12 protein-coding genes are annotated in these 11,931 nt (G+C 36.5%); 2 read left to right on the top strand and 10 right to left on the bottom strand.

The genetic code is table 11. The features are described 5' to 3' along the window. The 3 genes from ACTF48_RS10200 to ACTF48_RS10190 form a co-directional block, all read right to left on the bottom strand. Positions 1–181, bottom strand: a 181-nt coding sequence (locus ACTF48_RS10200) for an SDR family NAD(P)-dependent oxidoreductase (RefSeq protein ID WP_438963056.1), incomplete at its 3' end; no start/stop codon positions are given. A 34-nt stretch (positions 182–215) separates the two neighbouring features. Then, positions 216–1,091 carry a nuclear transport factor 2 family protein gene (locus ACTF48_RS10195; protein WP_438963055.1) on the bottom strand — a complete coding sequence of 292 codons (876 nt, stop codon included), beginning with the start codon at positions 1,089–1,091 and terminating at the stop codon, positions 216–218. Between the two features lie 165 nt (positions 1,092–1,256). Continuing rightward, positions 1,257–2,162, bottom strand: coding sequence for a nuclear transport factor 2 family protein (locus ACTF48_RS10190; protein WP_438963054.1), 906 nt, complete (start codon positions 2,160–2,162; stop codon positions 1,257–1,259). Positions 2,163–2,315: 153 nt separating this feature from the next. Here ACTF48_RS10190 and ACTF48_RS10185 point away from each other — a divergent pair, with 153 nt between their 5' ends. After that, positions 2,316–2,744, top strand: coding sequence for a winged helix-turn-helix transcriptional regulator (locus ACTF48_RS10185; protein ID WP_438963053.1), 429 nt, complete (start codon positions 2,316–2,318; stop codon positions 2,742–2,744). 152 nt (positions 2,745–2,896) lie between these two features. Here the strand turns inward: ACTF48_RS10185 and ACTF48_RS10180 are convergent, their stop codons facing one another. The 6 genes from ACTF48_RS10180 to ACTF48_RS10155 all read right to left on the bottom strand — a co-directional run bounded on the left by ACTF48_RS10180 (position 2,897) and on the right by ACTF48_RS10155 (position 10,839). Further along, the gene (locus ACTF48_RS10180; protein WP_438963052.1) at positions 2,897–3,343 is read right to left on the bottom strand and encodes an RES family NAD+ phosphorylase; all 447 of its coding nucleotides are present in this window, start codon (positions 3,341–3,343) and stop codon (positions 2,897–2,899) included. After that, complete coding sequence (parS, locus tag ACTF48_RS10175; RefSeq protein WP_438963051.1) at positions 3,340–3,792, bottom strand: type II RES/Xre toxin-antitoxin system antitoxin; 453 nt, start codon at positions 3,790–3,792, stop codon at positions 3,340–3,342. The genes ACTF48_RS10180 and parS overlap by 4 nt, the downstream gene beginning before the upstream one ends. A gap of 173 nt (positions 3,793–3,965) precedes the next feature. Then, positions 3,966–5,876: an acetate--CoA ligase gene (gene acs / locus ACTF48_RS10170; protein ID WP_438963050.1), complete on the bottom strand. Its 1,911-nt coding sequence runs from the start codon at positions 5,874–5,876 to the stop codon at positions 3,966–3,968. 15 nt (positions 5,877–5,891) lie between these two features. Further along, the gene (locus ACTF48_RS10165) at positions 5,892–7,787 is read right to left on the bottom strand and encodes an acetate--CoA ligase (protein ID WP_438963049.1); all 1,896 of its coding nucleotides are present in this window, start codon (positions 7,785–7,787) and stop codon (positions 5,892–5,894) included. 2 nt (positions 7,788–7,789) lie between these two features. Next, a complete protein-coding gene (locus ACTF48_RS10160; RefSeq protein ID WP_438963048.1) occupies positions 7,790–8,155 on the bottom strand; it encodes a response regulator transcription factor in 366 nt (121 codons plus the stop codon). Beyond that, a complete protein-coding gene (locus ACTF48_RS10155) occupies positions 8,152–10,839 on the bottom strand; it encodes an ATP-binding protein (RefSeq protein WP_438963047.1) in 2,688 nt (895 codons plus the stop codon). Before ACTF48_RS10155 ends, ACTF48_RS10160 begins: the two co-directional genes overlap by 4 nt. Before the next feature lie 323 nt (positions 10,840–11,162). Between ACTF48_RS10155 and ACTF48_RS10150 the strand changes: the two genes are divergently transcribed. Next, positions 11,163–11,303, top strand: a complete 141-nt coding sequence (locus tag ACTF48_RS10150; RefSeq protein ID WP_438963046.1) for a hypothetical protein — start codon at positions 11,163–11,165, stop codon at positions 11,301–11,303. Between the two features lie 76 nt (positions 11,304–11,379). Here ACTF48_RS10150 and ACTF48_RS10145 read toward each other — a convergent pair. Continuing rightward, a partial coding sequence (locus tag ACTF48_RS10145) for a sodium:solute symporter family transporter (protein ID WP_438963045.1) occupies positions 11,380–11,931 on the bottom strand: 552 nt, incomplete at its 5' end.

Genomic DNA, 11,931 nt, shown 5'->3' with positions numbered 1-11,931 from the left:
TAACATCCATATCTACCACGGTAATGTGGTTAGAGTGGTTTTCTAGTTCTGCTTTTTTAGCTGCGTTTTTCCCTTCGGGATTTCGCATGGTAGCAAATACTTTGTTGCCTTTATCGGCAAAATCTTTGGCAGCTTTAAGGCCAAATCCGCTGCTGCTTCCTGTTATTATTATGTTTTTCATTGTTTATATATTTAAAAGTTAAAAAAAGAGTTCGTTAAAATCCGTCAAACATGCCGTTGTCGTTTGCTAAACCTTCGGTAGGTACCGGTTGAATGACATCCCAATGTTCTACGGCTTTGCCATTTTCCATTCTAAACAAATCGTAAAAGGCATTGGAAGTACCGTTCCATGTGCCTTCGCTTACGGTTAATACAAAATTTCCTTCGCCTATTACTTTGTGAATGGTATTGTATTGGAACATATTGTTGATTGAGGTGAGATAAGCTACTGCGTCTTGTATACCTACTAAACCATTATCAATACCAGGATTATGCTGTATATAATCTTCGGCAATATAATTGGTAATATTAGTTGGATTTTGCCCCATTAACACATCTTGTATAATGTTTACTGCTAATGTTTTATTTGCTGTAGTTTGATCTAAATCTGTAATGGTAGTAGCACCGTCAACCATGGTATTACCGTTTACTGTATTGCTTTCCCATGGTTGTATCGCATCCCAATGTTCGGCTATTTTGCCATTTTCATCAAAGCGAATAATGTCAAAGGTTACTACGGTATCTGCTCCAAAAGGTGCCGCGTTTGTCCAAAGATTATGCATGGCGATAAAATTGCCGTCTTCGATCATTCTTTGATTTTCTACCGTTGTTCCGTTTGGTTCTAACACAGTAGTTACCACTTGTGCAAAAGCAGCTCTTCCTGTGGGAAGAAAAGGATTGTGTTGTATGTAATCTTCTGTGACTAACGCTTCTATTGTGGATACATTTCGGGTATTTACCGCCTCTAAAAAAGCCGCTGCCTTTTCTTTTTGTGTAGGCTCATTTGCAGTATTGTCATCATCGTTATTACATGAAGTAAAGGCAAATAATAAACTGAAGCCTAAAATTGATTTGAATAAGATATTTTTCATTGTTATAAATTCTATTGTTTTACGTAATTGTTGCGTTAGGGATTGCAACGGCATCCTTTTTTACTTTTTAGAAGAAAAAGGAAAAAAGATACAGTGGAAAGCCCGACCGATGGCACTTTCCTTTAAAAAAGTGCCATCGGTAACGCCCATATTATTGTGTTCATTTTAAAATCCGAACATGCCGTTATCATTCGCCAATCCTTCGGTAGGAATTTCTTGAATGACGTCCCAATGCTCCACTATTTTACCATTTTCCATTCGGAACAAGTCGTAAAATGCGTGTTTTTTGCCTCCATTCCATTCGCCTTCGCTGATGGTTAAAACAAAGTTACCTTCACCCAACACCTTGTGGATTTTGGTGTATTTAAACATGTTGTTTTGAGAAGTGAGATACGCTACTGCTTCTACGATGCCAGTTAAACCATCTTTGATTTGTGGGTTGTGCTGGTGATAGGTTTCGGCACTTATGTATTCAGAAATTTTACTTGGATTTTTACCCATCAAAACATCTTCAATAAGGGAAACTGCCAATTTTTTGTTGGCTTCGGTTTTGTCTAAATCTTTTACTTCTGTAGGACCGTCAATTTGACTTCTACCGCTTGCCGTTTCTTTTACCATGGGTTGTAAACCATCCCAATGCTCAGCTATTTTACCGTCTTTATCAAAACGGTAAATGTCGAATGCTATTAAATTATCACTGCCAAAAGGTGTTGCATTTTTCCAATGATTATGGGTGATTACATAATCGCCATCTGTAAAAACGCGCGCAATTTCGGCTTTTGTTCCTGCTGCTTTTAATTTGGGTAGCATATAGTCAATAATAACTGCTGTACCATTTGGAACAGTTGGGTTATGCTGAATAAGGTCTTCTCGTGTAATTTCCTTTAAAACAGCTTCATTTTGATAGGATAGTGCATCGCTAACAAATGCAATTGCTTTTTCTTTATTGCTCATTTTTACATTTTCAACATGTGTCGTTTGTTCTAGTTTTTCAGTGTTTTCATTTTTTTTAGCTGAATTACAACTTGCTAAAAAGCCCACTGCCACTACTGTGATTATTATTTTTTTCATTTTCTAAATTTAATTAAAACTATTATTACTTGTTTTACGCAAGCAAAATTACAATATTACTTTTAATTTACAAGTAAAAATATAATTTAATTGCTTTTTGCAAGTAAAAAAAATAAAATTTGTACATTTGTTACTTATTAAATAGCAAATAGCATGGAAACAAAATTTAGGTGTAATTGTCCTTTTACTTCGGCATTAGATGTTCTGGGCGATAAGTGGATGCTGGTAATCGTTAAGCAAATGTTGGTGGAAGGAATGAGCACTTTTAAGGACTTTATAGAAAGTGATGAGGCCATTGCTACTAATATATTGAGTACTAAATTGAAACAATTAGAGGCTTTAGGTATTGTACTGAAAACTAAATTGCCTGATAATAAAAAGTCTAATATTTATCTGTTAACTGAAAAAGGCTTGGCTTTAACGCCTGTAATTGGGGAGTTAGGCGCTTGGAGCGATAATCATTTGCGAGAACATCATTCTAGTATCGTGAATGAAGGTGGCATAGAATTACTGCGCAAAGATAAAACGGAGTTTGGAAACTTATTGATAGAAAAATATAGAGATAAGCTGGCTACAACATAATTTATACAAATTTGTTTTAACGGCATTAGAAACACAAATTGGTATTAGAAGATGTGTATCTAAACGCTAGTTGAATAGCGTCTAATTAAAAAGACAAAATCCCACTACTTCCAGGAAAGGTAGAAATTACCGTTACATAATGATATTTAACCTCAATAGAGCCTACTATCAAATTTAAATGGTTGAATGTCTTCAATGAGAATTTGTTCTGATAAAGGATGTGATGGATTGATGAGTATATTATATTCTCCTGGAACTACTACACTAGGTACTCGCAGAGCAAACTGGAAATTATTATTTATAAACTCACTACCTAACAGCTGGGTTTCCTTTAATCTATAATTGCGTATATCTTTTTCTAGTGTTTGAGTGTTCAAATTTGCACCATCGGGCAAGCGTAGCGAGACCATCATCATATCTTGTGGTATGCGGTACAGTCTCAAATGCACATAAACCTCAGCAAACGCAAGAGCGCGATTACTTGCGGTATAGAGCATGTTTTCTCCTTTAACATTCCATCGATTAGAAGCACTCAGAGAAGCTCCATAACCCGATAAGTCCTGAGCATAAGGTAATCTTGCTAGTCTATAAACGATCATGCAAAAATCCCGTGATTAATAGCATGTAACTCATCCATAACTAACTCTTTTCCATAACTATCACGCATTAAATCTATAGGAGGCATATTATTTAAGGCAGGCATAGCCTCTAGACACCAGCCATGAAAATTTTCTTGTGAACCAAAAACCTTAATCCCTAACTCACTCACTTCTATAATTTCTAAAATGCGCTCACTATGAATCACTTTAAAAACATGAACACCTTCTTTAATATAACGCTGTAATGATTTTAAAGAAATGTCTAATAAAACCGCCCATTCTTCATCACTAAAAGGCACCTCTTCTCTTAACTGCATAAATACAGAAAAAGGAACACCACTCCTTATAAATTTTACTTTATCAATAGGAGACTGAAAGCTACGTAAATATTGAACTGCGGCCTCATTTACCTTACTATCCTTACCATCATTAATTTCATACTTTTTCATGACACAGACATTTGTCTACAAATATAAGATATTTTTCTTAATTAAAGTAATGATTTTTAAATGTATCTGATTGGTCCTTTTCATAACGCTTTCGCGAAAGCGGAATAAACACATCCTATAACACAAAAAGCCACCTCGAGTTGAGATGGCTTTTCCACTATCATTCCAATGGATTATACTAAAGCATGATCCATGATTTCCTGAACTACCTCTGGATTCAAAAGTGTACTAGTATCACCTAAGTTCCCAGTATCCTTACTAGCAATTTTCCTTAAAATACGACGCATTATTTTACCGCTACGGGTTTTAGGCAAGCCATTTGTAAACTGAATTTTATCCAGTTTTGCGATAGGTCCTATACGGTCTGTAATCAACTGATTGATTTCTTTGCGCAGGTTATCTTGATTACGATCTTCACCAGTTTCTTTTAAAGTAATATAACCATATAAGGCATTTCCTTTAATATCATGCGGAAAACCTACGATTGCACTTTCAGCTACAGCTGGATGTTCATTAATTGCGTCTTCAATAGGAGCTGTTCCTAGATTATGACCACTTACAATGATCACATCATCCACACGACCAGTGATTCTATAATAACCTACTGCATCACGACGTGCGCCATCACCCGTAAAGTACATGTCTTTATAAGCACTGAAATAGGTATCTCTATAACGTTCGTGATTTCCATAAATCGTGCGTGCCATAGATGGCCATGGGAATTTAATCGTTAATCTACCTTCTACTTGATTTCCTTTTATTTCCTTTCCATGCTCGTCCATTAGTGCTGGCTGGATTCCTGGTAATGGCAAGGTTGCAAAGGTAGGAATAGTAGGAGTAGAATAAGGAATCGGGCTGATCATGATACCGCCAGTTTCTGTTTGCCACCAGGTATCTACAATCGGGCTATTGTTCTTACCTATGTTATCATTATACCAGTGCCATGCTTCTTCATTAATAGGTTCACCTACGGTTCCTAGCACTTTTAAACTGGATAAATCATATTTATTGACAAAATCTATATTTTCTTTGGCTAGTGCTCTAATTGCTGTAGGTGCGGTATAAAACTGGGTGACTTTATGCTTTTCTACAATTTCCCAGAAACGTCCAAAATCTGGATAAGAAGGAACTCCTTCAAACATTACAGTAGTAGCACCATTTGCTAGTGGTCCATAAACGATGTAGCTATGTCCAGTAATCCAACCTATGTCTGCAGTACACCAGTACACATCATTCTCTCGGTACTGGAACACATTTTTAAAACTATAAGCGGCATAAACCATATAACCACCGGTGGTATGCACCATTCCTTTAGGTTTACCAGTAGAACCCGATGTATAGAGAATGAACAAAGGATCTTCAGCATCCATGATGGTTGCTTTGCAAGCCGCATCGGCTGTATCGAGAAGCGGTTGAATCCACATATCTCTTCCTTCTTTCATGGTAACGGCTCCACCAGTTCTATTTACTACTAGATTTGTGGTAACACCAGGACAGTTTTCTAGCGCTTCATCTACTATAGATTTTAAGTCGATGGTCTTTTTACCACGATAACTACCATCACTACAAATCACCATTTTACAATCGGAGTCGTTGATACGAGTAGCTAATGCCGTAGCACTAAAACCAGCAAATACTACTGAATGAATCGCTCCTATTCTCGCACATGCAAGTACTGAAACGGCTAGTTCTGGAATCATAGGTAAATAGATACACACTCGATCTCCCTTTTCTACTCCTTGCGACTTTAAAACGTTTGCAAATTTTGAAACACGTTCATGTAATTCTCTATAACTTATGTGTTGTGCTCCTTCTTTAGGGTCATTAGGCTCAAAAAGAATAGCTGTTTTATCTGCTCGAGTAGCCAGGTGTCTATCGATACAGTTTTCAGTGATATTAAGTTGCGCACCTTCAAACCATTTTACCTCTGGTTTTGAAAAATCCCAGCTTAACACCTTATCCCATTTCTTGCGCCATAGAAAATGTTCCTCTGCGATTTCTTCCCAAAAATTTTCAGGATTGCGTACTGATTTTCTATAAACTTGCCAGTATTCTTCTAGGTGTTTTATGTGATAATTACTCATAATTAATAATTTATTTTATTTATGTATTCCTATGGAGTGTTCTTGATAAACACTTTTTATTTCATCTATAATTAAGACATCGTCTATGGTGGATGGGGTTTTATACTGCTCCTCATCGGCTATATTGCGCAGTAGCTTTCTTAAGGTTTTACCGCTGCGCGTTTTAGGTAATCGTTTTACAACAAGTACACTTTTAAAAGAGGCTACGGCTCCTATTTCCTGTCGTACTTTTTGAACAATTTGATTCTGTATATCGATCATTGAGTGCTCATGATTTGTTTTAAGAACTATAAGACCTAGAGGTTGCTGTCCTTTAAGATCGCAGTGAATACCAAAAACAGCACATTCTGCTACGTCTTTATGACTGGAAACAATTTCTTCCATTTCGGCGGTGGAGAGTCTGTGTCCAGCAACATTTATAATATCATCTACTCTACCCGTAATAAAGACATAACCATCCTCATCTTTATAACCACCATCGCCTGAGAAATAATAACCTGGAAATCTTTCTAAATATCCTTTTTTAAATCGCTCTGTGTTTTCCCAGATATTAAGGAGCGTTCCTGGTGGTAATGGTAATTTTACAGCTATATACCCTTCGGTATTTGCTGGAGTATTCTCGCCTTTTTCATCTAGCACCTGTATATCATAACCGCAAACTGGTTTTCCAGCACTACCAGATTTCACAGGTAACAATTCTACTCCAGTCATATTGGCCAGCATGGGCCAGCCACTTTCTGTTTGCCACCAGTGATCTATAACCGGAACTTTAAGCTGGTCTTGAGTCCATTTTAAAGTTGCAGCATCACAACGCTCACCAGCAAGGAATTGATATTTTAAGGATGATAGATCATATTTCTTAATAAAATCTCCATGAGGATCTTCTTTTTTAATGGCTCTAATAGCAGTAGGCGCTGTGAACATGACATTTACTTTATGTTCACTTATCACTCGCCAAAAGGTACTTGCATCTGGCGTTTTAATGGGTTTTCCTTCAAAAAGAATGGTTGTATTTCTATTAATTAATGGCGCATAAACGATATAACTGTGCCCTACAACCCAGCCTACATCACTCGCTGCCCAGTAGGTTTCTCCTTCATCAACGCCATACACATATTTCATGGAAAACTTTAAAGCTGTTGCATATCCTCCAGTGTCTCTTATGATTCCTTTAGGAGTTCCTGTAGTTCCTGAAGTGTATAAAATATAAGATGGATGTGTAGAAGCTAAGGCTACGGGATCTACAGGGCTAGATTTTTTTACAAGTTCTGAATAATCAATATCATAAGATTTAGATTCAGTTAAAGGAGCATTCTCCCTACTGTAGAGAATCACATTTTCAGGTTTATGATGAGCTGTTTTTATGGCTTGATCTACAAACGGTTTATAAGGAATGATACGTTTAATCTCTACACCATGGGAAGCTGTGATAATCGCTTTAGGTTTACAATCATCTATACGTATAGCTAGTTCATGTGGTGCAAAACCACCGAATACTACAGAATGTGTTACTCCTAATCTTACACAAGCCAGCATGGCATAAATAGCCTGTGGTATCATGGGCATATAAATAAGGCAAGTATCTCCTTTTAACAACCCCAAAGATTGTAATCCACCTGCTAGTTTAGAAACCTCATCCTGCAACTGGTTAAAAGTGATAAATTCTTTAGTGCTCGTAACTGGACTGTCATAGATTATGGCATGTTGTTCTCCATAGCCATCTTTTATGTGTTTATCTATGCACAAATAACTCAGATTCGTCTTCCCATCTTCAAACCACTGATGATAGTCATTTTCATCTTTAGATAAAATATTTGTTGGTTTTTTAAACCATTCTATAGCATGACTTTGTTCTTGCCAGAAACGCTTTGGCGAGTTGATGCTATCTTGGTAAAAAGAGTTGTAATCCATAACTATATTCTTATTAATTGATCCACAGCAGTAATTAACTTTTTTACTGAAAATGGCTTGGTAAAGTACTGGTCTGCACCTAGACTGAGACCTTTTTCTATATCGGCTGCTTTGCTTTTTGCAGATAAGAAAATGACTCTCGCTTTCGCGAAAGCGGGATTTCCCTTTATAACTTTAATCGTTTCATAACCATCTACTTGAGGCATCATCACATCTAGAATAACCAGATCTGGATGCTCGCGCTCCATGATTATCAGTGCCTCACTTCCATCTCTAGCAATGAAGACGTGGTAACCTTGTTTTTGAAACGCATATTCTAGCGACATTACTATGTTAGGTTCATCATCTACTATTAATATCTTCTTCATATTCCTGCTGTTTTTAATTCTACTATAAATCTGGCGCCATTTTTAAAATGAGGATCTACAGTAATAGTTCCATTGTGACTTTCTATAATATGGCGACTTATAGCTAGTCCCATACCGCTACCTATAGGTTTTTTAACGTTTTGATCATTAGACTGATAAAACTTTTCAAAGATGTACTGTATATCTTCTGACGGGATACCTTTCCCGTTATCTTCAAAGGAGATGATCACATTTTGATCCTTTTTTAGGACATCAATTTTAATCACACCTTGTTGCTCGGGAACAAACTTGACACTATTAGAAAGTAAGTTAGTAAAGACCTGTAAAATGCGATCTTCATCATAATACATATTTATAGCTTCTACTTGATTTACTTCTATCTGGATACTTTTTTTAAGCGCAAGTTGATAGATGCCATCTATAGCCTTTGCTATGGTATGTTTTAATTCATGATTTCTTTTATCCATTATTTCCCGGCCGCTAGATAACTTCTCAAGATCTAGAATATTTGTAATGAGCACCGCAAGTCTATCAGCATCATTTGCGATATTGTTGAGGAATTTTTTCTTAAGCTCTTCAGGCATGTCATCAGCATCTGCAAGAACCTCGCTGGCTGCTCTTATGGAAGCGGTAGGTGTTTTAAGTTCATGCGCTACGGTATCTAGGAATTCATCTTTTTGTTTATCCTTTTCTATGAGTGCATTATTAGCATCTTTTAAGCGCTGTGTAACACGTTTAAGATCATAAGATTGCTGTTGCAACTGTTTATTTGCACTTATGGTTTCCTTATTCTCTTCTAATACTTTAAGTACTTCTGGTAAACTCACTGGCTGTTCCTTTACAACCTGTCCTATCATTAATTTAGCACTAGCAGCACCTATAGATCCTGTTAAGATTTTCTCTGAAAAGTTAACCAGTCTAGCATCTGCTTTTTCTTGGTTAGGATCAATATCATATTTACGGTGAAATATATTTAGTGCTCGAGCTGTATTTTTTTCACCTAAAAAACGGATAAGCACTTTTTCTATTTCAGATTTATAAGCCTCACCACGCCATACAAAGGCATTTTCTTCTAATTCACCTATGGTACTAGCATTTACGACAAGCTCTGCATAATTACGTTCTCTATAATCCCCTTTTCTTAATACAGAGAAAATAAGATAGAACATGATATTAAAAACCATAGACCAAAAGAAAGCATGAGTCACCGGTGGCATAAAATCTAAGCCAAATAACGCATAGGGTTTTAATAATGAAATACCATTAGGACCTGCACTAGTAAAAGTACTTCCTTCTACAAACACATCAATTAAAAACGGTAAGGCAAGTGTGTACAAAGTAACTATAGATCCCGCTAAAATCCCCATTTTTGCAGCAGTCGCACTACCACGATTCCAGAATAATCCTATAAAAAATGCCGGTGCTAGTTGAGCAATAATCACAAAAGCAACTAAACCGATACTAAACAATGAAAGCTCTATATTAAAGTTCACATAGAAAAAATAAGCTCCTATAATGAGTATAAAAATAGCAATCCTACGGATGTTCTTAATGGTATGTGCATTAGTCTCTGGATTACTATTATTGAGAACTTTTAAAAAACCGTAAGGGATAATCAGGTTGTTGCTTACCATAGTACTTAGTGCCAGAGCACTTACTACAACCATGGAAATTACAGATGATAATCCACCTAAAAAGACCATCAATCCTAATAGTTTATGACCATGTTCTAATGGTAAGTACAAGGTATAATAATCTGGATTCACATCAGCACTGAGTAGTAACTTTCCAGCCCATGCTATAAAAATCACAAAGACATTAAATAACAGCAAATACAATGGAAAAACCCAACTGGCTTTTTTCAAATGTGCAGTAGATGTGTTTTCAACAACACTTGCTTGAAACTGGCGCGGTAATAGAAATATAGCAAAAAATGATAAGGCTATCATAAAATACCAGTTGATACTGGCTTCCATATTCTCAAAAGTGGCTAATGTTTCAAAACCGTCTAAAGCACTAATCTGATTATAAATATCTGTAGTACCATTAAATAAATAGAACGTAGCATAAATCCCAATGATTAAGAAAAACACCAATTTTAAGACACTTTCTACGGCAACAGTAAACATTAAACCACTACGACGTCTGGACGCATCAGTGGTTTGAGTGCCAAAAAGTGCTGCAAATACCGCCAGTAAAATAGCGATGTAAAACGTACTATCTGTAAATAGCGATGTACTATCAGGACCACTGGATAAAATATCAAAAGTCTCTGAAACAGCTTTAAGCTGTAAGGCTATGTATGGCAATACTGCTACCACACAAATAATGGTAACAATCGCACCTATAGAACGATCATTTCCATAGCGTAGAGAAATAAAATCTGCTATACTAGAAACCTGATACTGTTTAGATAAAACGACAATCCGTTTTAAAACTAAAACCCATAATGGTAAGGCGATCACTGGTCCTAAATAAGTGGTTAAGAAGCTCACACCGCTGGTAGCGGCGATACCTACACTACCATAATAGGTCCACGCACTACAATAAACTGCAAGCGATAAGGCATAAACCCATGGATTGTGTACCCAGCGCGATCTAGACCTACGGTCTGCCCAGATCCCAATCCCAAAAAGCAGGACTAGATAACCTATAATTACTAATATGATGGCGTAATTAGGCATACTTATTAATTACCGTAAATGTTATAATAATACTGATCAACCATACTAGAAATATATAAGCATACAACACAGGTATTCCCAGGACAGCCGAGCTACTATTAAAAATAAAAAGTATCGGGATATTTAGGAAAATAATTAATCCTATGGACAGTATCACTAGTTTTTGTTGATGTCGTTTTTTCATAGCTCTTTTTTCCTGTGGTCATTTACCCATAAAGGAAAAGTATTAGTTGTTTTGAGTTTAATGCATGGTAAGGCACTTTTACTCTATGCATAACTTCACATTTCTCTCTCAAAGTTCTGAATACTTTAGCACATAAAACATGATTTATATCAGCTTTGTAGATGTATTCATTATTTATGAATCTGTACCATTTCGCTTTCGCGAAAGCGAAATTCCCACCACACTTTTAAACAAAACAAGCAGTACTTCAGGGAAAGTACTGCTTGAATTACTTACATAATTAAATTCTATTCATTTTTAGAGTTCTTTCATTGTGTCCAGTTTTACTGGGATAAGATTTCTACCTGTGCAGAAACTTAGTGACCCGTAGCTTCTCCAGCTCCACTAGGAATACGTATATTTTCTACGATATCCTGAACTTCTTGTGGTGGTGGCGATGTGAAATGACATACTACAAGACTTACCACAAAGTTGATGATCATAGCTACGGTACCAAAACCTTCAGGCGAGATACCAAACCACCATTCATCTTTACCAGGTAAAGTATCATCAAACCAGCCTAGCTTATACTTAATCATGTACAATAACATCGTTGCAATACCTACAACCATACCTGCAATAGCTCCTTCTTTATTCATACGTTTATAGAAAATACCTAAAATAATCGCTGGGAAAAATGACGCTGCTGCTAGTCCAAAGGCAAGTGCCACAACCGCAGCCACAAATCCTGGCGGATTGATCCCAAAGTATCCAGCAACACAAACCGCACCTACAGCACTTAAACGAGCTGCTACTAATTCTCCTTTTTCAGAAATATTAGGGTTTACTACTTTCTTAATTAAATCATGAGAAACAGATGATGAGATTACCAGCAATAATCCAGCTGCTGTAGAAAGTGCCGCAGCAAG

It is taken from the genome of Nonlabens sp., from assembly GCF_965660805.1.
GTDB lineage: Bacteria > Bacteroidota > Bacteroidia > Flavobacteriales > Flavobacteriaceae > Nonlabens.
Note: the sequence above shows the minus strand (reverse complement) of the source record. Positions and strands in the feature narration are given on the sequence as shown.

What these genes read in the sequence shown, in the direction of transcription:
- ACTF48_RS10195 (WP_438963055.1), bottom strand. Translation starts at nt 1,091, where the DNA reads ATGAAAAATATCTTATTCAAATCAATTTTAGGCTTCAGTTTATTATTT.
- ACTF48_RS10190 (WP_438963054.1), bottom strand. Translation starts at nt 2,162, where the DNA reads ATGAAAAAAATAATAATCACAGTAGTGGCAGTGGGCTTTTTAGCAAGT.
- ACTF48_RS10185 (WP_438963053.1), top strand. Translation starts at nt 2,316, where the DNA reads ATGGAAACAAAATTTAGGTGTAATTGTCCTTTTACTTCGGCATTAGAT.
- ACTF48_RS10180 (WP_438963052.1), bottom strand. Translation starts at nt 3,343, where the DNA reads ATGATCGTTTATAGACTAGCAAGATTACCTTATGCTCAGGACTTATCG.
- parS (WP_438963051.1), bottom strand. Translation starts at nt 3,792, where the DNA reads ATGAAAAAGTATGAAATTAATGATGGTAAGGATAGTAAGGTAAATGAG.
- acs (WP_438963050.1), bottom strand. Translation starts at nt 5,876, where the DNA reads ATGAGTAATTATCACATAAAACACCTAGAAGAATACTGGCAAGTTTAT.
- ACTF48_RS10165 (WP_438963049.1), bottom strand. Translation starts at nt 7,787, where the DNA reads ATGGATTACAACTCTTTTTACCAAGATAGCATCAACTCGCCAAAGCGT.
- ACTF48_RS10160 (WP_438963048.1), bottom strand. Translation starts at nt 8,155, where the DNA reads ATGAAGAAGATATTAATAGTAGATGATGAACCTAACATAGTAATGTCG.
- ACTF48_RS10155 (WP_438963047.1), bottom strand. Translation starts at nt 10,839, where the DNA reads ATGCCTAATTACGCCATCATATTAGTAATTATAGGTTATCTAGTCCTG.
- ACTF48_RS10150 (WP_438963046.1), top strand. Translation starts at nt 11,163, where the DNA reads ATGATTTATATCAGCTTTGTAGATGTATTCATTATTTATGAATCTGTA.